At 59.7% G+C, this 20,585-nt stretch carries 21 protein-coding genes; 10 read left to right on the top strand and 11 right to left on the bottom strand.

What is annotated here, in order from left to right; genetic code table 11:
* From urtD to ACO07N_RS15545, 4 genes are all read left to right on the top strand, one after another.
* Positions 1 to 747 carry an urea ABC transporter ATP-binding protein UrtD gene (gene urtD / locus ACO07N_RS15560; RefSeq protein ID WP_421981893.1) on the top strand — a complete coding sequence of 249 codons (747 nt, stop codon included), beginning with the start codon at positions 1 to 3 and terminating at the stop codon, positions 745 to 747.
* 3 nt (positions 748 to 750) lie between these two features.
* Positions 751 to 1,446 (top strand): urea ABC transporter ATP-binding subunit UrtE, encoded by a 696-nt coding sequence (gene urtE, locus ACO07N_RS15555; protein ID WP_421981892.1) that lies wholly within the window; start codon positions 751 to 753, stop codon positions 1,444 to 1,446.
* Positions 1,447 to 1,623: 177 nt separating this feature from the next.
* A complete protein-coding gene (locus ACO07N_RS15550; protein WP_421981891.1) occupies positions 1,624 to 2,931 on the top strand; it encodes a UDP-glucose dehydrogenase family protein in 1,308 nt (435 codons plus the stop codon).
* A 276-nt stretch (positions 2,932 to 3,207) separates the two neighbouring features.
* Positions 3,208 to 3,945 (top strand): sugar transferase, encoded by a 738-nt coding sequence (locus tag ACO07N_RS15545; RefSeq protein WP_421981890.1) that lies wholly within the window; start codon positions 3,208 to 3,210, stop codon positions 3,943 to 3,945.
* Positions 3,946 to 3,961: 16 nt separating this feature from the next.
* On the opposite strand, the gene aroQ is transcribed toward ACO07N_RS15545, so the two are convergent.
* Positions 3,962 to 4,405 (bottom strand): type II 3-dehydroquinate dehydratase, encoded by a 444-nt coding sequence (gene aroQ, locus ACO07N_RS15540; protein ID WP_421981889.1) that lies wholly within the window; start codon positions 4,403 to 4,405, stop codon positions 3,962 to 3,964.
* A gap of 199 nt (positions 4,406 to 4,604) precedes the next feature.
* Between aroQ and ACO07N_RS15535 the strand changes: the two genes are divergently transcribed.
* Positions 4,605 to 4,826 carry a hypothetical protein gene (locus tag ACO07N_RS15535; RefSeq protein ID WP_421981888.1) on the top strand — a complete coding sequence of 74 codons (222 nt, stop codon included), beginning with the start codon at positions 4,605 to 4,607 and terminating at the stop codon, positions 4,824 to 4,826.
* A gap of 19 nt (positions 4,827 to 4,845) precedes the next feature.
* Here ACO07N_RS15535 and ACO07N_RS15530 read toward each other — a convergent pair whose 3' ends face one another.
* Positions 4,846 to 5,382: a response regulator gene (locus tag ACO07N_RS15530; protein ID WP_421981887.1), complete on the bottom strand. Its 537-nt coding sequence runs from the start codon at positions 5,380 to 5,382 to the stop codon at positions 4,846 to 4,848.
* 269 nt (positions 5,383 to 5,651) lie between these two features.
* Between ACO07N_RS15530 and ACO07N_RS15525 the strand changes: the two genes are divergently transcribed.
* Positions 5,652 to 5,831, top strand: coding sequence for a hypothetical protein (locus ACO07N_RS15525; RefSeq protein WP_421981886.1), 180 nt, complete (start codon positions 5,652 to 5,654; stop codon positions 5,829 to 5,831).
* A gap of 75 nt (positions 5,832 to 5,906) precedes the next feature.
* Here ACO07N_RS15525 and ccoS read toward each other — a convergent pair whose 3' ends face one another.
* The 9 genes from ccoS to ACO07N_RS15480 all read right to left on the bottom strand — a co-directional run bounded on the left by ccoS (position 5,907) and on the right by ACO07N_RS15480 (position 15,081).
* Positions 5,907 to 6,065, bottom strand: coding sequence for a cbb3-type cytochrome oxidase assembly protein CcoS (gene ccoS, locus ACO07N_RS15520; protein WP_421981885.1), 159 nt, complete (start codon positions 6,063 to 6,065; stop codon positions 5,907 to 5,909).
* Positions 6,065 to 8,320 (bottom strand): cation-translocating P-type ATPase, encoded by a 2,256-nt coding sequence (locus ACO07N_RS15515; protein ID WP_421981884.1) that lies wholly within the window; start codon positions 8,318 to 8,320, stop codon positions 6,065 to 6,067. Before ACO07N_RS15515 ends, ccoS begins: the two co-directional genes overlap by 1 nt.
* A 10-nt stretch (positions 8,321 to 8,330) precedes the next feature.
* Positions 8,331 to 8,843 carry a FixH family protein gene (locus ACO07N_RS15510; protein WP_421981883.1) on the bottom strand — a complete coding sequence of 171 codons (513 nt, stop codon included), beginning with the start codon at positions 8,841 to 8,843 and terminating at the stop codon, positions 8,331 to 8,333.
* A 10-nt stretch (positions 8,844 to 8,853) separates the two neighbouring features.
* On the bottom strand, positions 8,854 to 10,317 hold the full coding sequence (gene ccoG, locus ACO07N_RS15505; RefSeq protein WP_421981882.1) for a cytochrome c oxidase accessory protein CcoG: 1,464 nt from the start codon (positions 10,315 to 10,317) through the stop codon (positions 8,854 to 8,856).
* Positions 10,318 to 10,505: 188 nt separating this feature from the next.
* Positions 10,506 to 11,384: a cytochrome-c oxidase, cbb3-type subunit III gene (gene ccoP / locus ACO07N_RS15500; RefSeq protein WP_421981881.1), complete on the bottom strand. Its 879-nt coding sequence runs from the start codon at positions 11,382 to 11,384 to the stop codon at positions 10,506 to 10,508.
* 3 nt (positions 11,385 to 11,387) lie between these two features.
* Positions 11,388 to 11,543 carry a cbb3-type cytochrome c oxidase subunit 3 gene (locus ACO07N_RS15495; protein ID WP_297578633.1) on the bottom strand — a complete coding sequence of 52 codons (156 nt, stop codon included), beginning with the start codon at positions 11,541 to 11,543 and terminating at the stop codon, positions 11,388 to 11,390.
* Positions 11,544 to 11,548: 5 nt separating this feature from the next.
* Positions 11,549 to 12,283: a cytochrome-c oxidase, cbb3-type subunit II gene (gene ccoO / locus ACO07N_RS15490; RefSeq protein WP_421981880.1), complete on the bottom strand. Its 735-nt coding sequence runs from the start codon at positions 12,281 to 12,283 to the stop codon at positions 11,549 to 11,551.
* 14 nt (positions 12,284 to 12,297) lie between these two features.
* Positions 12,298 to 13,953 (bottom strand): cytochrome-c oxidase, cbb3-type subunit I, encoded by a 1,656-nt coding sequence (gene ccoN, locus ACO07N_RS15485; protein ID WP_421981879.1) that lies wholly within the window; start codon positions 13,951 to 13,953, stop codon positions 12,298 to 12,300.
* A gap of 243 nt (positions 13,954 to 14,196) precedes the next feature.
* Positions 14,197 to 15,081 (bottom strand): LysR family transcriptional regulator, encoded by an 885-nt coding sequence (locus ACO07N_RS15480; protein ID WP_421981878.1) that lies wholly within the window; start codon positions 15,079 to 15,081, stop codon positions 14,197 to 14,199.
* Positions 15,082 to 15,181: 100 nt separating this feature from the next.
* Here ACO07N_RS15480 and glyA point away from each other — a divergent pair, with 100 nt between their 5' ends.
* From glyA to ACO07N_RS15460, 4 genes are all read left to right on the top strand, one after another.
* Positions 15,182 to 16,504, top strand: a complete 1,323-nt coding sequence (gene glyA / locus ACO07N_RS15475; RefSeq protein WP_421981877.1) for a serine hydroxymethyltransferase — start codon at positions 15,182 to 15,184, stop codon at positions 16,502 to 16,504.
* 168 nt (positions 16,505 to 16,672) lie between these two features.
* A complete protein-coding gene (locus tag ACO07N_RS15470; RefSeq protein WP_421981876.1) occupies positions 16,673 to 17,806 on the top strand; it encodes a two-component system sensor histidine kinase NtrB in 1,134 nt (377 codons plus the stop codon).
* 35 nt (positions 17,807 to 17,841) lie between these two features.
* Complete coding sequence (locus tag ACO07N_RS15465) at positions 17,842 to 18,210, top strand: response regulator (RefSeq protein ID WP_421981875.1); 369 nt, start codon at positions 17,842 to 17,844, stop codon at positions 18,208 to 18,210.
* 35 nt (positions 18,211 to 18,245) lie between these two features.
* Positions 18,246 to 20,573 carry a methyl-accepting chemotaxis protein gene (locus ACO07N_RS15460; RefSeq protein WP_421981874.1) on the top strand — a complete coding sequence of 776 codons (2,328 nt, stop codon included), beginning with the start codon at positions 18,246 to 18,248 and terminating at the stop codon, positions 20,571 to 20,573.
* The last annotated feature ends 12 nt before the right edge of the window (positions 20,574 to 20,585 follow it).

The raw sequence follows: 20,585 nt of genomic DNA, 5'->3' as shown, positions 1-20,585 counted from the left end.
ATGACCCGGACCACAAGCCTGCTCTACCTTGACGGAGTGTCGGTGTCCTTCGACGGCTTCAAGGCCCTCAACGAGCTTTCGCTCATGATCGCGCCCGGCGAGATGCGCGCCATCATCGGACCGAACGGCGCCGGCAAGACGACCATGATGGACGTGATCACGGGCAAGACCCGGCCCGATACCGGCGAAGTCTTCTTCAACGGAACGATCGACCTGACCGGCGAGGACGAGGCCGCGATCGCCGAACTTGGTGTCGGACGGAAGTTCCAGAAGCCGACCGTCTTTGAAAGCCACACGGTCTGGGACAATCTGGAACTGGCGCTCAAGGCACCGAGGGGACCGTTCAACACCCTTTTCCACGTCATTACGTGCGGAGAAAAGAGCCGTATCGAGCAGTTGCTGGAACTGATCAGGCTGAGCGACAAACGGGGGGAACTTGCCGCCAATCTCAGCCATGGGCAGAAGCAGTGGCTCGAGATCGGGATGCTGCTCGCCCAGGACCCGAAACTGCTTCTGGTTGATGAACCGGCAGCGGGAATGACCGATGCGGAGACCGCCGAAACCGCCGACCTTCTCAAGGACATTGCCAGGGATCACTCGGTTGTCGTCGTCGAACACGACATGGATTTCGTGCGCTCGCTCGGGGTCAAGGTCACCGTTCTTCACGAAGGCTCGGTGCTCGCCGAAGGCTCACTCGATCATGTTTCCGCCGATGAGCGGGTAGTTGAAGTCTATCTGGGACGCTGATCCATGCTGAATGTTGATCAAATCGACCTCTATTACGGCGCTGCGCAGGCATTGAAAGGCGTTTCGCTTTCGGCGGAGACCGGAAAGGTCACGTGCCTGATGGGCCGCAACGGTGTCGGCAAGACATCGACGTTGCGGGCGATTTCCGGCCAGCAGGGCATCGCTTCGGGCAAGATCATCTGGGACGGACAGGATATTTCCAACCTGCCGGCCCATGCGCGCGCACGGGCCGGGATTGCCCTGGTGCCGCAGGGCCGGGAAATTTTCCCGCTGCTTTCGGTCAAGGAAAACCTTGAAACAGGCTTTGCGCCGGTGAAGCGCAAGGACAGGCACATACCCGACACGATCTTTGAGCTCTTTCCCGTTCTCAAGGACATGCTGAACCGGCGGGGCGGCGACCTTTCCGGCGGCCAGCAGCAGCAGCTTGCCATTGCGCGAGCGCTGGTGACACGGCCGAAACTGCTGGTTCTCGACGAACCGACAGAGGGGATTCAACCGTCCATCATCAAGGATATCGGACGCGCCATCGCCTGGCTCAGGGACCAGGGAACGATGGCCATCGTTCTGGTTGAGCAGTACTTCGAATTTGCCCGCGACCTCGCAGACACATATGCGGTCATGGATCGCGGGGAAGTCGTCCTTGCAGGTTCCGGCGCGGACCTCTCGGAGAGCGAAGTTCGCCGCTATCTGACGGTCTAGCCACCCGGAAACCCGGTTAAGGTAAAGCGCAGATCTTTGGGATGGTTTGACCCTTTATGGGTAGAAATCACGTCCGCAGTCGTGTTAGGGGCTGTGCAGCTTTCACGCTGCCGCACGGATCCGTGCGCCCGCGGCCTGACCGGTGCGGGCTTCTGAATTTGGAACTGGAAATTTGCTATGCGCGTTGCAATGATTGGGACCGGCTATGTCGGTCTCGTATCCGGCACCTGTTTTGCCGATTTCGGTCACGTGGTGACCTGTATTGACAAGGACGCCAACAAGATTGACGCCCTGAATTCCGGGCAGATACCTATCTATGAACCCGGTCTTCAGGACCTGGTTGCCAAGAATGTTGCGGAAGAACGCCTCTATTTCACGACCGACCCGTCCGAAGCGATCCGGTCCGCCGACGCCGTCTTCATCGCCGTGGGCACACCCACCAGGCGCGGAGACGGGCACGCTGACCTGTCCTACGTCTATGCAGCCGCGGAAGAAATCGCCCAACTGATCGAAGGCTTCACGGTTATTGTCACCAAGTCGACCGTACCAGTGGGAACGGGCGATGAAGTGGAAGACATCATCCGCAAGACCAACCCCGACGCAAAGTTCGCGGTCGTTTCCAACCCCGAGTTTCTGCGCGAAGGCGCGGCCATCAACGACTTCAAGCGGCCGGACCGGGTGGTTGTCGGGACTGACAGCGAAGAAGCGGCAGACGTCATGCGGGAACTTTACCGTCCGCTCTTCCTCAATGAAACGCCGATCATCGTCACCAGACGGCGCACGTCCGAGCTGATCAAATACGCGGCAAACGCCTTCCTCGCCGTCAAGATCACCTTCATCAACGAGATCGCGGATCTTTGCGAAAGCGTCGGCGCAAATGTCCAGGAAGTGTCGCGCGGAATTGGCCTCGACAACCGTATCGGATCAAAGTTCCTGCACGCCGGACCGGGCTACGGCGGATCCTGCTTTCCCAAGGACACGCTGGCGCTTTCCAAGATTGCCGCAGACGCCAAGTCCGACCTGAAGATCGTCGACGCGGTGATCGATGTGAATGCCGAACGCAAGAAGAAGATGGCCGACAAGGTCATCGACTTCCTGGGCGGTGATGTGAACGGCAAGACGATCGCGCTGCTCGGCCTTGCCTTCAAGCCGAACACCGACGACATGCGCGAGGCTCCGAGCCTCGATATCGTCAAGAAGCTTCAGTCCGCAGGTGCCACCATCAGGGCCTACGATCCGGCCAGCATGGAGGAGGCCAGCCATCTGATGTCCGACGTCATGTTCTGCGACGGTCCTTACCATGCCCTGGAAAACGCGGACGTCGTGGTCATCGTCACTGAGTGGGACCAGTTCCGGGCGCTCGACCTCGACCGGGTCAAGGCCCTGGTGAAAGCACCGAAGGTGGTTGATCTCAGGAATATCTACACGCCCGACTACATGAGCGCTCGCGGGTTTGAATATACCAGCGTCGGGCGCAGCTACTGACGGCTGTCAAAAAAGCCTCGCTTGCGCATAACACACACCGTTGCCGGCCGTTTCAGCGGCCGGCGGCACTCTCGCAGTATTTACAGGAAATCAGTTCACGTCTTCCGTGATGCTGTTGCGGCGCGCGGGACGAACTGGTAATCAGCATCGTGAAAATTTGATTTTTAAGCATTTCGTTTGGCTTGTGTTAACGAAACGCACGCCCGCGGCGGTCGCTTCACCGGATTAGAAGGCACACCGCGAAACCCGTATATTGTAGCGTGGAGCTTGCAAAGCTTGGCAAACAAATCACTCAGATACGACAGGCGCGCAAATTTCCGGCAATCCGACACAGGCTCTGACTACAAGACCCACAGATCACATTTCGATCAGGACAATGAGCCGTTACCTTGGACACCGGCTCCCGGATCCGGCAACAGCAAACTGAAAAGAACCCTCGACATTCTCGGCGCGGTAACCGGGCTGATCCTGTTGATGCCGCTGTTGCTGGCCATTTCCATCGCGATCAAGATCACAAGCCGGGGACCCGTCATTTTCCGGCAGGAAAGATATGGCCTGAACGGCGCTGTTTTCACCATATACAAGTTTAGAACCATGTACACGCATCTGGGCGACGGGTCCGGTGTTGAGCAGACCGTGTGCGGCGACCCGCGTGTCACACGGGTCGGTTCGTTTTTGCGGAAGAGCAACTTTGATGAATTGCCGCAACTCGTGAACGTGCTCAAGGGAGAGATGTCGCTCGTCGGTCCGCGCCCGCACGTGCCGGGCATGCTGGCGGCCGGCCAGGACTACGAAGACTTTGATTCAAGATACATGAACCGTCACCTGGTCCGTCCGGGGATCACGGGGCTCGCACAGGTGAACGGCTGCCGTGGCGCGACCACGGATCCGATATCTGCGCGCAAACGCCTCGAATACGACCTGGAATACCAGGAAAGACAGTCGCTGTTGCTCGATCTCAAGATCATCGCGCAGACGATCTCACGCGAATTCCTGCACGGAAACGGATACTGAACCGCCCTTTATTCGCTTACGCGTCCGCAAGCAGCGTGGCGGCACGCCGCAGTGCCAGCAGGTACCCTTCGATCCCGCAACCGGCAATAACCGCATCTGCGCGCTGCGACACGTAGGAGAAGTGCCTGAAAGTCTCCCTTTTGTGTATGTTGGAGACATGCACCTCCAGTACGGGAAAATGGCACGCGCTCAGCGCATCCAGAATCCCGATCGAGGTATGGGAATAGGCCGCCGGATTGATGATGATCGCCTGGGCCGCTTCCCGCGCCTCCTGCACCCAGTCGATGATGTCGTGTTCCGCATTGCTTTGACGGAAGACGATTTCGAGCCCGAGCTCCCGGGCAAGCGAGACACACATCTCATTGACGTCATCCAGCGTCTGATGACCGTAAATCTCGGGCTCCCTCTTCCCCAGCAGGTTGAGATTGGGTCCGTTCAAGATGTAGACGACTTTAGGCATGTGAGTCCCTTGATATCATTCCGGTAAGATGTGCCTAAACTGCACAATTTTCCAGCAATTCCGGGCAATTCTCCACACAGGGCTGTGGACGGTTTCCGCCGTCAGACGAACCTGGAAGATGGTCTCTTGCACCAGTTGTATTTACACCGTATTAACCATGATTATTCATCGTGGCAGAAACACAATCCGACGGAAAATCATGATTAAGCTGCGTGAAAGACTGGACACTCTGGAAGCCCTCATGGAAGCGATCGAAGGTTACCAGCACCTTCCGATCGATACACTGTCACAGTTCTTGCTCGACAACTATACGGTTGATCTCGACGTTCTGGCCCAGTTTGCGAATGCGCTGGAAATCAGGGCGAGCGAGGCGGCCCAGATTGGCGAAAACGCGGCTGCCAGCGCACAATCCGCAGCCTGAAATCAGGCGGTTCCCGAACCTATCCGATTGCCGTGACGTTTTCTTCAGGTCCGCCAGCTGCTTGCCCCTGAGGTTGGCCCGGGGGCCCGCCCTGCCAGATTTTCTGCCTGTTCCTGATCTCTCTCGGCGCCGGACCGAAGTAAGTCGCCGTCTTGATGAAGTCGCGCGGATGCAGGATCACGCTCGAAACGCGCTGGTAGAGAGACTTTGCCGAAATCGGCTTGGACAACAACTCGTGCACGCCCAGCCGGCGCGCTTCCACGATCCGGCTGCGTTCGGTATGCGCGGTGACCATGATGATCGGTATGTAGGCGAACGGATTGTTCGGACTGCGGATCATGCGCACCATGTCCGCGCCATCCAGGATGGGCATGACCCAGTCCAGGATGAGAATGTCCGGGTTGGCACGGTCCATCGCTTCGAGACCGGACGCACCGTCTTCGGCTTCCACAATGCGGCGCGCGCCGAAACCCTGCAGCATTGTCCGCAGAATCGTGCGCATATAAGCACTGTCTTCGACCAGCAAAAACGTCAAAGAGGCAAGATCGAGGCTCACCAAACCCTCCTAGTTTCTCTCTCGTCTTGACATGAAAATCTGAAGATTGGGTTAGCTGTGAAACACTTCCAGCCGCCTCTGCCGCCGGAAACCGCACGCAGGACGCGAGCCGTCATTCGAGACGGTTATCGCAAGCACCGCGGATGTCAGGTTCACCACTTGGTAATGTTGCCTGCAGTTAACCCTTTAGAACACAACGGATTAACGTGACTTTCAGAGCTGTCGATCATCCTAGGCTCGCAATCAGAAAAACGAGAAACAATCTTTCGATGATCACGAGCCTTATGACCACAGATCCGGACAAGAGCAGACAAGACGAGCAGCTCGCAGGAAGTCACGAGCCTTCCGCGAAGGACTCGAACGGCTCGCGCGAGAACCTGCTTCTGTTCTCCGGGGTCGGTCTTGTACTGCTGGCCGTGGCCATGGCGCTTTCCAACATTTTCGCCTGAAGTTCGGCTGCGCGCTGCTCTTCACGAGTGATCGCGGCAGCGATTGCCCCTCAGGCGCTGAGAATGCACGGTAACCTAGTTCCCATTACCGGGCAGGTCGTCGTCGTCCAGAATGCGCCACTTGGCGCCTTCAAGGTCATCGTACTGACCGCTCTTGAGCGACCAGAGAAAAGCGCCCAGCCCAAGTCCCCCAAGAAGAAGCGCTATCGGGATCAGGTAGATAAGGACGTCCATCAGCCGTCCCCCCGCATGGCAACCGTCCGGCCGGCGACGTCTGTGCCTGCCGCGTTTCGATTGCCCTTGTCGCGCCACCTCAGCTTGAGGGCATTGGCCGTGACCGCGATCGAGGATGCGGACATTGCCACCGCAGCCATGAGCGGTGTCACGAAGCCGGCCACGGCGATCGGGACGGCAACCACATTGTAAAGCGCCGAAATCCAGAGGTTCTGTTCAATTGCCGCGCGTGCCCTCTTTGACAGGCGCAGGGCATCGGCAACCGGCATCAGCCTGTCGCCCAGGAAGACGGCATCGGCCGCCGCCTGGCTCAGATGAACAGCGGAAACGGGTGACAGCGACACATGTGCTCCGGCAAGCGCCGGCGCATCGTTGAGGCCATCGCCGACCATCAGAACCTTCCGACCCTTCGCCTGAAGTTCCTCAAGCCGGGCAATCTTCTGCGCCGGTTTCATGGCGGATTGCCAATCGGCAATTTCAAGGGTCCTGGCGCAATCGGCGACGGCGGGCCGGGTGTCCCCGGACAGGATCTCCAGCCGATAGCCACGTTTCCTGAGGACGTCGATGACATCCTTTGCATCCGGCCTGAGGCTTTGGCGGAATGTCAGCAGGCGCACCGGCCGGTTTTCGTACCTGATTGCCAGCAAGGACGCGCCGGGAACGCGCGCAAGCGCGGCTTCGATCTCGCGATCGGACGCGCCACAGAACTGTGGACTGCCGAGGCGCAGTCTTTTGCCGCCGACCGTTGTTTCCAGTCCGGCTCCGGGGATCTCTTCCACGTCCGGCAGCGGCACCAGGGCACCGGTTGCCTTCACCAGTGCCGCAGACAGCGGATGCCGGCTCGCGAGCGCGAGACGGCCGCCGAGCGCGATTGTTTCGTCTTCCGGATCGATGTCCGCGCAAAGTTCGGGTTCGGCCCGGGTCAGGGTGCCGGTCTTGTCAAACAGGATCGTGTCCACCTCGGCGAGACGCTCGATGGCATCGCCCGAATTGAGCAGAACACCGCTGCGGAACAGTTGGCCCGACGCCACCACCTGAACCGCCGGGACGGCCAGCCCCAGGGCGCAAGGACACGTGATGATCAGAACGGAAATCGATATGACAAGTGCCGGCTGCCAGCTCATTCCGGCCAGAAGCCAGCCGAGGAACGTCAGGGCGGCGGCTCCGTGCACCAGGGGCGCGTAAAGACGCGCGGCCCTGTCCGCGATCCGCACATAGGCCGACTTTGCCTGCGAGGCCGTCTCCAGCAGCCGGTTGACTTCGTCGAGCAGCGTTGCCCCGGACGCCGCCTCGACCCGAACCTGCAAGGCCCCTGCCCCGTTCATCGTGCCGGCATAAATTCTCTGCCCCGGATTGACCGGAACCAGAACGCTTTCCCCCGTGACCAGGCTCTGATCAATTTCGGACCGGCCGCTTTCGACGACACCGTCGACCGGGACGCGTTCGCCGCCGGAGACCAGAACGAGATCACCGGCGGCAATCTTGGAAAGCGGGACTTCCCGGACGGTTCCGTCCGGTCCCAGCCTGGCAGCGACTTCGGCTTTCAGAGCAGCGATGTTTTCGGCAAACGAACGCGTTCGCCCCCGCATGTTGTGATCGAGATAGCGGCCGACCAGAAGGAAGAACAGCAGCATGACCGCGGATTCAAAATAGGCATGGTGGTGATGCTGAAGTGTTTGCACCACGGAAAGCGCGACGGCCAGAAAGACCCCGATCACGATCGGAACATCCATGTTGAGCCGGCCGGCCGAGAGCGCGCCAAACGCACTCTTCACGAACGGGCGCCCCGCATAGGCAACCGTCGGCAGCGCGATGAGGGCCGACAGCCAATGGAAGAAGTCGCGTGTCTCGGGCGTGATGTCGGTCGCGTTGCCCGACCACACGGAGACCGACAGGAGCATGATGTTCATGCCGGCGAAGCCGGAGACCGCGAGGCACCTCAGAAGCTGTTTGCCGGTCTTGTCCTGACGGTCCTTCTGGCTGGCGGGATCAAACGGATGCGCCGTGTAGCCGAGCCTGGAAAGCTCCCGGACGATTTCCTCCGCACCGGTCTGATCCTCGACCCAATCCACCGCAAGCCGCTGGCTGGTCAGGTTGACGCGCGCGCTGCGGATACCGGGCAAGCGCTTCAGACCGCGTTCAATGTCGCCCATGCAGGCTGCACAGGTGATCCCCTCGACGGCAAGGTCCATGTGGACCGCGCCGTCATCCGCCGGGGTTATGAAAGCTTGCCAGTCGCGCTGATGTCCCGTCACGATGCACGCCTCAATCGCTGATGAAAATGCGGTTCTCGGACTTGAACCTGCGGGCCCCGTCCTGCTCGATTTCCAGGACAAGCGTCCAGTTGCCCGATGCGAGATTGTCGACCTCGCCAACATATCGCCCACCGCCGTCTGCACGCAGAACCGCGGTCACGTCCTCGTTTTCCTGTGCCGGGTGCCGGAGCGCCGCATTGACGGCGATGCCGTAGAGGGGAACACCTTGCGCGTCCATGGCCGTCACGACGACTTTGGCACCGTCCGCAGACATACGCGTGATTTCGCCCGACACCTGCCACCCCAGCCCGGCCTGCGCCTTGGCCGCGGCGATTTCCTGATTGTAGGCCTGTCCGGCTTCATAGGAACTGTCGACCACGACGCCCGGAAAGGATCCGAGCGCGAGGTAAAGAAAAATGCCATTTGCCGTGAACACGACGCCGAAGAAGCAGAGCAGCCAGGCCAGAACGGTCTTGCCCGTGATCGCCTTGGGATCCTTCATGTTCGATTGAGCCATCGTCATTTCGTTCTCCTCAGGGCTTGTCCGGTGCTTTGAACGTGTCTTTCGCCGTCACGACTTCGCCCATCACGCTTTCGGTGATGCGGAAGGTGACCGGCGTCGAATGCGGCATGTCCGCCCCCGGGGGGGAGCTCACCAGGACACGAACCTCGCGCGTGGTGTCGGGTCCGACCTCGACGATCGGCCGTCCGGCAAAGACGGACTCCGCGCCGACCGCCTCGACCAGCGTGTTCGGCGGCATGCCTTCGACATGCAGCATGAACGCCCTCGGGTGGCGGCGCTTGTTCGACAGGCGCACCGTATAGCCGTTTCTGACGGAGCCGTCGGACTGTTCGACGAACACGGGGTTCCGGTCGTGCAGGACGCTGATGTCGGCGAAATCCCGGTTGAGCAGCGCGAACAGCATGATGGCCCCGACCAGGGCAATCACCGCCGCATAAATGACCGTTCGGGTGCGGACGATTTCGTAGACCGGCTCCTTGCCTTCGAGGCGGCGCTCGATGTTCTCATCCGTGTCATAGGCGATCAGACCGGTCGGCTTGCCGATCTTCGTCATGATGTTGTCGCAGGCATCGATGCAAAGGCCGCACTGGATGCAGTCCAGCTGCATGCCCTTTCGAATGTCGACGCCGGTCGGACACACCTGGAAGCACTGGTAACAGTCGATGCAGTCACCGGCGGGCAGACCCTGGGCCTCCAGTTTCTTGTTGTGTTTCAAAGACCCACGCGGTTCGCCCCGGTCCCAGCGATAGGTCACGTTGAGCGCCTTCTCGTCGGTCAGAGCGGCCTGAATGCGCGGCCAGGGGCACATGTAGATGCAGACCTGCTCGCGCATGAAACCGGCAAGCAGATAGGTCGTCGTCGTCAGGATGCCGATCCAGACATAGGCGGCCATCGGCGCCTGGAACGTCAGAAGCTGCCAGACCAGCGTCGGTGCATCGTTGAAATAGAGAACCCACGCACCGCCGGTCCACCAGGCAATCATGAGCCAGAAGAAGTGTTTCGTCGCCCGCTTGGTGACCTTGTCGAAGGTCCACGGGTCCTTGTCGAGCGCAATGCGTTCACGGCGGTCGCCCTCGATCTTGCGCTCGACCCACAAAAACAGGTCCGTCCAGACCGTCTGCGGACACAGGTACCCGCACCAGATGCGTCCGGCGACCGCATTCATGAGAAACAGCGCGACGGCCGCGATGATCAGGAGCCCGGTCAGGTAGTAGACTTCCTGCGGCCAGATCTCGATGAAAAAGAAGTAGGCCCGACGGTGCTCCATGTCGATGAGAACAGCCTGGTCCGGGGCATCCGGTCCGCGGTCATAGCGGATGAACGGAAGGAAGTAATAGATCCCGAGTGTAATGAATAGCAGCGACCACTTGATCCTGCGAAACAGGCCGTGGGTGGCCATGGGGTAGATTTTCTTGGCCGACGCAAACCACTCTTCGGAATGTTCGCCCTCATGCGTTTCGGTGTCCGCAGACATACCGTCCGTCCTCTCAAACGCGATCCTGCCCCAATAGGATCCTGGTCAAAGCAAGAGCGGGGTTCCCGCTCCGGAGTACCGATTGTAACCGGCACTTCCTGAAGTTAATCCGGCGCAAAGCGTCACACCTTGCGCCGGATCAAAGTTTCTGCGCGATCCGGCGGAAATGCCGCATCCTCACACCGTCATTACTGGCCGCCCCCGAAGGAGTGCACGTAGACGGTCAGCGACTTGATGGTCGCCGGGTCAAGTCGCTCGACCCAGCCGGGCATCACGCCGTTGCGCGGATTTGCAATCTGCGCCTTGATCTCCTCAAGCGAGTTTCCATAGAGGTAGTTCGCCGACATCAGGCTGGGTGCACCGACCTCCTGAATGCCTTCAAGACTGTCGCCGTGACAGGCGGCGCAATTGTCCTCGTAGAGCACCTGACCGGCGGCAAGATCGATCCCCTCATCCGTCTCAACGCCCGCCCGGGCGGCAACGAAATTGGCGACCTGATCGATTTCCTCCTTACTCAGAAGCTCGTCGGCACCGAAGGCCGGCATGTCGCCGAAGCGCGCATCGTCATTGTCGGAACGGATGCCGTAGAGCAGCGTCGTATGGATATCATCGAGCGTACCACCCCAGATCCAGGTATCGTCCTGCAGGTTCGGATATCCTTCCGACCCGGTGCCGCCGGCGCCGTGACAGGGCGCACAATTGTCACCGAATGCCGCCTGGCCATTGGCCAGTGCGAATTGCAGCAATTCCTGATCCTTGGCGATGTCTTCAAGAGACGTGGCAACGATCTTGTCGGCGAACTGGGACCGGCCGGCGACGCCCTCGTCGTAGGCGGCGATGGCCTCCTGACGCTGGTTGGCGCCCAGGACACCCTTGGTGTAGCTGGAGACCAGCGGCCAGGACGGGTAGAGCACCCAGTAAATCACCGCCCAAACCACCGTTGCGTAGAAGACGTAGAGCCACCATTTCGGCAACGGGTTGTTCAGTTCCTTCAGGCCGTCCCACTCGTGACCGGTGGTCTCGACCCCGGAGATCTGGTCGACTTCCTTGTTGTGTGTGTCTGCCATCAATCAGTCCTCACGGAACGGGATCTGAGCTGCATCGTCGAACTTCTTCCGGTTCTTCGGCCACAATGCGTAGGCCAGAACGATGCCAAACAGGATCATGAAATAGATAAGGCCCCAGGTCTGCGCGAAGCCTGCGAAGGCGCTATAGGTCTCGTTCATCGCACTTACCTCGCGTTTGCTGCGTCATCGTAGATGGAGAAGTCGACCATGGTGCCGAGCACCTGCAGATAGGCGACGAGTGCATCCATCTCGGTGACTTCCCGGGGATTGCCGTCGAAGTCCCGGACCTTGGCGCTCGGCCAGCGTTCCTCGAAGTCGTAGGCCGCGTCGGAGTCCGGCATGGCCTGGCCCAGAAGGTCAGATGCCGCATTCTCGATCTGCTCCTCGGTATAGGGAACACCGACGATCGCGTTGGCGGAAAGATGAGCCTTGATGTCCCGGGCATTCACCCGGTTTTCCGCCAGGAACGGATAGCCCGGCATGATGGACGCAGGCACCAGCGAGCGCGGGTCGACCAGGTGCTCGACGTGCCAGTCGTCGGAGTACTTTCCGCCGACACGCGCCAGGTCCGGTCCCGTCCGTTTCGATCCCCACTGGAACGGGTGGTCATACATGCTTTCCGCAGCGAGCGAGAAGTGACCGTAGCGCTCCAGTTCGTCCCGCATCGGGCGGATCATCTGCGAATGACACAGATAACAGCCCTCACGGATGTAGACGTCGCGTCCGGCCAGTTCCAGCGGCGTATAGGGCCGCATGCCTTCGGTCTTCTCGATCGTGCTCTTCAGGTAAAAAAGAGGCGCGATTTCGACCAGGCCGCCAATGGCGACCGCGACCAGGATTCCGACGAGAAGAACGAAGGAGTTCTTCTCGAAGATTTCATGTTTTTTCCATGCAGACATTCAGTGTCCCTCCCTTATTCGGCCGGAGCAAGGGAGCCGACCGGCGTGGTGTCGGCTTCTTCAGCCTCACCATGACGGACAGTCATCCAGAGATTGTAGGCCATGATCACGGCGCCAACCACGAAGAGCGCACCACCGAGAGCACGGATGATGTAGAAGGGATGCATCGCCTCCACGGTTTCCACGAAGGAGTACTCCAGGAAGCCGAGGCTGTCGTAGGCGCGCCACATCAGACCCTGCATGATGCCGGACACCCACATTGCGGTGATGTAGAGAACGATCCCCAGTGTCGAGAGCCAGAAGTGCCAGTTCACCAGTTTCAGTGAATAAAGGCCCCTCTTGTTCCACAGCCACGGAACCAGGCAGTAGATCGCACCGAAGGAGATGTATCCGACCCAGCCGAGCGCACCTGAATGCACGTGACCGATGGTCCAGTCAGTGTAGTGCGACAGCGAGTTGACGGAGCGCAGGCTCATCAGCGGACCTTCGAAGGTCGACATGCCGTAGAAGGCGACGGAGACGACCATCATGCGCAGGACCGGATCGGTCCTGAGCTTGTCCCAGGCACCGGACAGCGTCATCAGGCCGTTGATCATGCCACCCCAGGACGGCATCCACAGGATGATGGAGAAGGTCGCACCGAGCGTCGACGCCCATTGCGGCAGCGCCGTGTAGTGCAGGTGGTGCGGACCGGCCCAGATGTAGATGAAGATCAGCGCCCAGAAGTGCACGATCGACAGACGGTAGGAGTAAACCGGACGGTCGGCCTGCTTCGGAATGAAGTAGTACATGATCGCCAGGAAGCCTGCCGTCAGGAAGAAGCCGACCGCGTTGTGGCCATACCACCATTGAACCATCGCGTCCTGGACACCTGCCCAGACGATGTAGGATTTCGTCGAGTAGATCGAGACCGGGATCGTCAGGTTGTTGGTGATATGCAGCATGGCAATGGTGACGATGAACGCCAGGTAGAACCAGTTGGCCACATAAATGTGCGGTTCCTTGCGCTTCCAGAGCGTTCCCAGGAACAGGAGCAGATACATCACCCAGACGATGGTCAACCACAGATCGGCGTACCATTCCGGTTCCGCGTATTCCTTGCCCTGCGTAGCGCCAAGCAGGTAACCGGTCCCGGCAATCAAGATGAAGGCGTTGTAGCCGAGGATGACGAACCAGGGCAGGATCTTGCCCGGCATGCGCACGCGGCAGGTCCGCTGGACCACATACATCGATGTCGCCAGCAGCACGTTGCCGCCAAAGGCGAAGATCACCGCGGAGGTGTGCAGGGGACGCAGGCGGCCGAAATTCGTCCAGGGAAGATCGAAGTTCAATGCCGGCCAGGCCAGTTGCAGCGCGATCACGAGACCGACCGTGAACCCGGCCAGGCCCCAGAACATGGCTGCGATGGTTCCGAACTTGACCGGCCCCATGTTGTAGTTCGGTTTTCCGTCGATTTCGGCCGGGATCGGTTCGCCGCCGTCGTCGAAGAATTTCTTGAAGATCAGGAACACACTGACAGCGGCGAGCAACGCGCCCAAGCCAGCGTGAAAAGCCATGACCTGATCAAAGGTTTTGCCTGCAATTATTATGCAGGCGAATGCAAGCAGCACGAGGAAGATGGCGAATCCCCCCTCCTCGAGCGAGACCAAACCGGTCCTTTTTTGTGCCATTTCAGCGCCCCAGTTCTTAGAATCCATGCAAGGTGCCAACGATGGGACGACCATGCGCACGACTCCCAGCGAGCCGCGTTGATTCATATCAAGAGGGGTCTTACGGCATTCGAAGATGTGAAAGTTGCCCGCACAATGTCGCACGGCGCAGGCACGTTGTCGCAATCGTAGTTTTGCGTACAGGACCGTTCGCATACGAATGCCCGCGCAGCTCTTCCGATGTCCCTTACTATTGGAACGCCCTCAAAGCTGCTTGTCGGTCAGGGTCTTAATGACCCTTTCGAGAATGTCGGGATGTGCGGTTCCCGGCTGGATCCAGATGCAGATTTTACGCGAAAGAGGCACCGGCTGCCTGAACGGTGCCACAAGATCCCCATTGCGCAGATGGGCTTCGACAAGTGCCCTGTGTGCCATCAGCACCCCCGCCCCGTTCAGCGCTTCCTCGACGGCGACCGCGTAAAGCGAATAGGCCGGCCCTTTCGGTACGAAGTCCTCTCCCGGCATCGCCGAGGCTGCCCAGTCGGACCAGTCGCTCGCCCAGGCCGTGTCCGTCAGGCAGACCGCGGATTTCAGATCGCGCGGATGGGTCAGCCTTTCGGCGGTTTCCGGTGCACAGACCGGAAGCAACTCGTCGGTTTCCGTCCAGACATGCCGACCGCTCCTGCCGTCGCCATAAAACAGGCAGATATCGAACGGCACACGCTTGAGATTGGGGGGCGTTTCGAGAGCCGTGACGGAGACGTCGACAGCAGGAAGGGTCCGGCGCAACAGAGGCAGGCGCGGAGCGAGCCAGAGCTGCGCCAGGGCAGGAAGCGCCGCGATGTGGACCTTGTGGGGCGCAGCATCCTGCCGGAGTTCATGGACCGCTGTTGCCAGACGGTCGAAGACCTCGACAAATCCCGGTAAGGCCCGCTGACCGATCGGCGTGAGCACGACGCCGCGCGCGCCCCGCACAAAAAGCGGTGCACCGAGTTCTTCCTCCAGCGACTTGATCTGTGCGGCAACCGCGCCTGCTGTCACGCCAAGTTCCGCAGCAGCAAGCGCGAATCCCCCAAGGCGCGCTGCGGATTCGAAGGCGCGCAGCGCGTTGAGCGAGGGAATGCGGGGTATCGGTGGAGCGACAGGCATAATTTGACCTAGTTTTTCTAGCCCTTGTTTTTCTAAAATCTCGTTTGCGAATTTGCAAGCGGACGCGCACTCTGGGATCAACACGCTTGGAGGATCTTCAATGTCAGTACACGAACTCAAGCCATGGCTGCCGCAGGACGTGGCAACACGGATCGACGGGATCAGCGCGGCAACGCGCGGGCTGAGCTCGGATCTGATTACCGGCCGCATCGATCATCTGGTGGATGAAAACCGGAAGATCCACGAGCGGGACTGCTTTAACCTCAATCCGGCAACCAATGTGATGAACCCGAAAGCGGAAGCGCTTCTGGCCAGCGGCCTCGGCTCGCGCCCATCGCTCGGGTATCCGGGCGACAAGTACGAGATGGGCCTTGAAGCAATCGAGGAGATCGAGGTGATCGCGGCGGATCTCGCCTGCGAGATCTTCAACGCGCAACATGCCGAAATCCGGGTCGCGTCCGGTGCGCTCGGCAACCTTTATGCCTTCATGGCGACCACGAAGCCCGGCGATGTCATCATCGCGCCGCCCGCATCCGTCGGCGGTCACGTCACGCACCACGAACCGGGATGCGCCGGGCTTTATGGTCTTGAAATCCACGAAGCGCCTGTGGATGCCGACGGCTACACCATCGATCTGGAAGGTCTGCGCGACATGGCGCACAGGCTCAAGCCGAAACTGATCACCATCGGCATGAGCCTCAATCTCTTCCCGCATCCGGTATCAAGCATCCGGGCGATCGCCGACGAGGTCGGCGCGTACGTTCTCTTCGATGCGGCGCACCAGTGCGGCATGATCGCAGGCGGCGTCTTTTCCGACCCGCTTACCGACGGCGCGCATCTGATGACCATGAGCACGTATAAAAGCCTGGGCGGTCCCGCAGGCGGGCTGATTGTCACCAACGATCCCGACCTTGCCCGGAAACTGGACGCAATCGCCTTCCCCGGCCTGACGGCCAATTTCGATGTCGCCAAGTCCGCCGCGCTTGCCGTTTCGCTGCTGGACTGGCGGGACTTCGGCGCTGAGTATGCGCGCGAAATGGTGGCGTCTGCCCAGGCGCTTGCGCGCGCCCTTGCCGAGGAAGGCATCCCGGTGTTCGAAACATCGAAGGGAATAACCGCGTCGCATCAGTTCGCGGTGGAGGCGGCAGCTTTCGGCGGAGGGCAGACCGCGTCGAAGAAACTGCGCAAGGCCGGGTTCCTTGCCTGCGGCATCGGGCTGCCCGCAGCGCCGGTCGACGGGGACATGAACGGATTGCGAATCGGCACGCCGGAACTGGTGCGCTGGGGCATGACCTCCGCCGACATGCCGCGCCTTGCCAGGCTTATCGCCGAAGCCTTGCGTGCCAACGACCCAGAGTCGATGGCGACAAGAGTGTCCGCCTGGCGGCAGGAATTCGCGACGCTGCACTACGTGAGGACCTGATCGCGGCACGCGCGTTGTGAACGCCGTCACGAAATTCCGCGGATTTCGGAAGAGACAAACGGGCGTTGTTTCCTTTGGGGAACACTCGCCCTGCGCTCTTCCGTTTTTCTGCTTCTCCGCCTACGCTTGCTTGATTGAGCAGTCAGCGCTTCGTGGGGGGAGACTGAAATGCAAGGCCGCATGGACCAGGGCTACGCCGCTCTTGAAAAGATCGCGGGAACATCGCCCGATCTTCTGAAATCCCTGCTGGAAGGCTCGCCGGACACGGTCAGTGTTTCGGATGCGCACCAGCCCGACCTGCCGCTCACCTACGTCAATCCGTCCTTTCAAAGAACCACCGGGTATGCCGCCGAGGAGGCGCTTGGACGGAACTGCCGGTTCCTGCAGGGCGAGGAGACCAGCGCCGACGATGTCGCCCGGATCCGGAAGGCGATCGCCGACCGGGAACCGATTGACGTGGTTCTGCTCAATTACCGCAAGACCGGCGAACCCTTTCTCAATTCCCTGCGCATGGCGCCGATCTTCGATGCAAGTGGGGCCCTGTCCGCATATCTGGGTATCCAGCGGGATATCACCGAGGAGCGTCTGAGGGCGGAAAGTGAAATCTCGCGAAACCGTCTGGAGGCTCTCGGAACCGCGTCTGGGGCGCTCGCCCATCAGCTCAACAATCTGCTGCATCCCGTCACCAGCCTGATCTCGCTGCACCTGCCCGACATTTCCGACCCCGGTATCCGGACCGATCTGGAGATGGCGCATTACAGCGCTACACAGGCTGCGGAACTGTCGAACAACCTGTTGGGCCTGTCGAGGGGCCGGTTCGAAGACGAATCAGGCGTCACAACCCTCCCCGACGCTCTCATCCGCGCAGTCGAACTTGTGCGCCTCATGTTGCCACCGACGGTCACTATTGAAACCGGTTTCAGGAACGTTCCAAAGGATCTGAATATTCCGATCAGTGAAACCATGTTTGCACAAGTAATCATCAATATCGTCACCAACGCCTCCCAGGCGACCAAGCATTCCGGGATAATACGTATAGAACTCGCAGAACTCGAAGGTTCAAAGGCGCAAATCTCAATTGCTGATAATGGACCAGGCATTCCATTTGGGCAGAGACATAAAGTATTCGATCCTTTTTACTCTAACAGCATCAGCAAAAATAGCACTGGTCTTGGACTTTCTGTCGCTTTGCAAATTATTAATAAAGTTGATGGCAAAATAATAGTTGCAGAGGGTCTATTACAACCAAATGGCGACGGTCGAGGTTGTATGTTTACTATAGATATACCGACAATTACGTAGGGTTGTAGTTCGGTAGATCTGGGAGAAACCGAACTATGTGCCACATTCTACTGATTGACGATATGCAGCCGGTTCGGCATGCCATCGCAGCAACACTTCGCAAAGCCGGTCATGACGTCGTCGAAGCCGACGACGGCAACAAGGGACTGGAGATTGCCTCGTCGCGGCAGTTCGATCTTGTCATCACGGATATCATGATGCCGGCTTCGGACGGAACCGACGTCGTGTTCGAGCTGAAGACGAAAACGGCGGCTCCGAAGGTGATCGCCATGTCCGGCGGCGGTGCCGGCATTCCGGCCGACAATGCCTTGCAGCTTTCCTCGACCCGGGCGGACGCGGTTTTGAAGAAACCCTTCACGAACGATGTCCTGATCGAGACCGTGAGCGAGCTCACCTCGAACTGATCTTTCATTCACCCACGCTTTCGGAGGGGAAAATCGTGGCCTGGTTTTACAATATGCGGCTGACGCAGAAGCTTCTGCTCGCCTTCGGTGCATTACTTGTCGTGATGCTCTTTCTCGGCGGAAAATCCGCCATGATGTTCCGCACGCTCGATCAGGAATTCACTGAATTCAGCGAACACGGCAATGCTCTTGTCGCCGCCGCCGATATCACGCAGGCGTTTTCCGACATGGAAATCAAGGCGATCGAGTATGTCACCGAGTCGACACCCGAGAAATTCGCCGATGTGGACAGCGCGCACAGCAACGTGATCGCGCTCGTTGATGCAAAGCTGACCAAGCTGCATGTGCCTGAAGAGGTAGAGCGCCTTGAAGACGCCCGCAAGCACATCGAAGTCTACTGGAAGAACCTCCAGAAGCTGGCAGACGAACGACGTCAGCAGAAAGAAATCGTGGATGTTTCGCTCCACAAGACCGGTGACAAGCTGCAGGAAGAAATCCTGACGGTCTTCAAGAACAAGCAAAACAAGGAACTGAGCGGAGGAGCTCCGAGCAAGACTCTTGAACTTGTGATGGACGCAACTGTCCACCTTCTGATCGCCCGCGATCACGCCAACAGATATGTCTATTCCGGCGCCGAAAGCGAGCTGGACTATGCGCTCTCGGAGATCGACCGCGTGCGGGCCGACCTCACCAGTGATGCCATGTCGTCCCTTGAAGCGGAGGACAAGAAACTTGTCGAAGATGCCATTGTGCAGATCGAGACCTACGTGGCCGCTCTGTCCGATTTTCGAACGCTTCAGCAGGATATTGCACGCCTTCAGACGGATGTGATGCAGTCCGAGGTCAAGATCATCGCCAAGGACCTTGAGGAAATACGGACCTTTGCGGTGAATGCGGAGCACAAGATCGAAAAGCTCGTTCACGCGCAGACCAGCAACGCCATTCTGTTTTCGGTGATCGGTACGGCACTGGGTGTTTTCATCGGCCTGACGGCTGCGTTCTTCCTGGGCCGCATGATCAGCCGTCCGATCGTGCGCCTGTCCGGCACGATGAAAGATCTTTCGGAGAACCGGCTCGACACCGAGATTCCCGCCCCGCGCGGCAAGGATGAAGTTGCCGACATGACCAAGTCGGTGATCGTGTTCCGCGACGGTCTGGTCGAGCGCCAGGCGATGCGCGAGCAGCAGGAAAAGAACCGCGAAACCACCAACCGCCGGCGCGACGAGCTGGATCAGATGATCGGCATCTTCGGCAACACCATTCGCGGCATCTTCCAGCGCATGTCCCATTCCTCGACGGAGATGTCGGAAACCGCGGAAACGCTGACGCAATCATCGGACAATTCGACGAACCAGGCGACAGTGCTCGACAAGGAAGCCAGCGATACGTCCTCGATGGTGGCAACCGTTTCCTCGGCGGCGGAAGAACTGATTTCCTCCATTCAGGAGATCCGGCGCAATGCGGATCACTCGGCGGAGATCGCCTCGAGAGCGTCGGACCGGGCGGAAGAGACGAAGTCCAACTTCACCGAACTCGTCACCGCGTCCGACCAGATCACGAGTGTCGTCGACCTGATCCGCGAAATCGCCGATCAGACCAACCTGCTCGCGCTCAACGCGACGATCGAGGCGGCGCGCGCCGGGGAAGCCGGCAAGGGCTTTGCGGTCGTTGCCTCGGAAGTCAAGGAACTGGCGGCGCAGACCTCCCGGGCGACCGGCGAGATCAGCAACCAGGTCGGCGCGGTTCAACGCACGGCCCAGAGCGCCGAGCAATCCATCGGCGAGATCTACGGCACGGTCCGCGAGATCAACGATGTCGCCACCAGCATCGCCTCCTCCGTCACCCAGCAGGAAAGCGCGACGTCCGAAATCGCGCGCAGCATGGAGACGGTGTCCAGCAGCGCGGCGCGTGTGCGCGACAGCGTTTCGGTGATGCGCCAGAATTCGGAGGATACCGCCAATTCCTCCAAGCTGGTGAAGGACGGCAGCTCGGTTGTTTATGACGAGGCTGTGCTCTTGGGCGACGAGGTGGAAACCTTCCTCGATGCAATCGGCAACCGCGGCGACGACGAGACCTACCGGATCTATGACGTCAACTGGCCCGCAACGCTGACGATCGGCGACAAGCAGTTTGCGGCAAGCACGGTGAAAATCTCGTCGGCCAACTGTCTCGTCAATGTGCGGATCGATGCCGTGCCGGGCACACGCGTCACCTTCGAGTGCGCAGAACTGTCCAGGCCGATCGAGGCGCGCGTCGCGGTCAGCGAAGGCGATACCACGACGCTGCAGTTCCCGCTGAACCTCGATCATATCGCGGATCTGAGGATGCAGCTCGAAGAACACGCTCTGGCTTCGGCAGCCTGAGCCGAATTTCAG

The organism is Roseibium sp., from assembly GCF_965229775.1.
Lineage (GTDB): Bacteria > Pseudomonadota > Alphaproteobacteria > Rhizobiales > Stappiaceae > Roseibium.
Note: the sequence above shows the minus strand (reverse complement) of the source record. Positions and strands in the feature narration are given on the sequence as shown.

Excerpts from the sequence above, each read along its gene's own strand:
- urtD (WP_421981893.1), top strand. The coding sequence starts at position 1 with ATGACCCGGACCACAAGCCTGCTCTACCTTGACGGAGTGTCGGTGTCC.
- urtE (WP_421981892.1), top strand. The coding sequence starts at position 751 with ATGCTGAATGTTGATCAAATCGACCTCTATTACGGCGCTGCGCAGGCA.
- ACO07N_RS15550 (WP_421981891.1), top strand. The coding sequence starts at position 1,624 with ATGCGCGTTGCAATGATTGGGACCGGCTATGTCGGTCTCGTATCCGGC.
- aroQ (WP_421981889.1), bottom strand. The coding sequence starts at position 4,405 with ATGCCTAAAGTCGTCTACATCTTGAACGGACCCAATCTCAACCTGCTG.
- ACO07N_RS15535 (WP_421981888.1), top strand. The coding sequence starts at position 4,605 with ATGATTAAGCTGCGTGAAAGACTGGACACTCTGGAAGCCCTCATGGAA.
- ACO07N_RS15525 (WP_421981886.1), top strand. The coding sequence starts at position 5,652 with ATGATCACGAGCCTTATGACCACAGATCCGGACAAGAGCAGACAAGAC.
- ccoS (WP_421981885.1), bottom strand. The coding sequence starts at position 6,065 with ATGGACGTCCTTATCTACCTGATCCCGATAGCGCTTCTTCTTGGGGGA.
- ACO07N_RS15510 (WP_421981883.1), bottom strand. The coding sequence starts at position 8,843 with ATGACGATGGCTCAATCGAACATGAAGGATCCCAAGGCGATCACGGGC.
- ccoG (WP_421981882.1), bottom strand. The coding sequence starts at position 10,317 with ATGTCTGCGGACACCGAAACGCATGAGGGCGAACATTCCGAAGAGTGG.
- ccoP (WP_421981881.1), bottom strand. The coding sequence starts at position 11,384 with ATGGCAGACACACACAACAAGGAAGTCGACCAGATCTCCGGGGTCGAG.
- ACO07N_RS15495 (WP_297578633.1), bottom strand. The coding sequence starts at position 11,543 with ATGAACGAGACCTATAGCGCCTTCGCAGGCTTCGCGCAGACCTGGGGC.
- ccoO (WP_421981880.1), bottom strand. The coding sequence starts at position 12,283 with ATGTCTGCATGGAAAAAACATGAAATCTTCGAGAAGAACTCCTTCGTT.
- ccoN (WP_421981879.1), bottom strand. The coding sequence starts at position 13,953 with ATGGCACAAAAAAGGACCGGTTTGGTCTCGCTCGAGGAGGGGGGATTC.
- ACO07N_RS15480 (WP_421981878.1), bottom strand. The coding sequence starts at position 15,081 with ATGCCTGTCGCTCCACCGATACCCCGCATTCCCTCGCTCAACGCGCTG.
- glyA (WP_421981877.1), top strand. The coding sequence starts at position 15,182 with ATGTCAGTACACGAACTCAAGCCATGGCTGCCGCAGGACGTGGCAACA.
- ACO07N_RS15470 (WP_421981876.1), top strand. The coding sequence starts at position 16,673 with ATGCAAGGCCGCATGGACCAGGGCTACGCCGCTCTTGAAAAGATCGCG.
- ACO07N_RS15465 (WP_421981875.1), top strand. The coding sequence starts at position 17,842 with ATGTGCCACATTCTACTGATTGACGATATGCAGCCGGTTCGGCATGCC.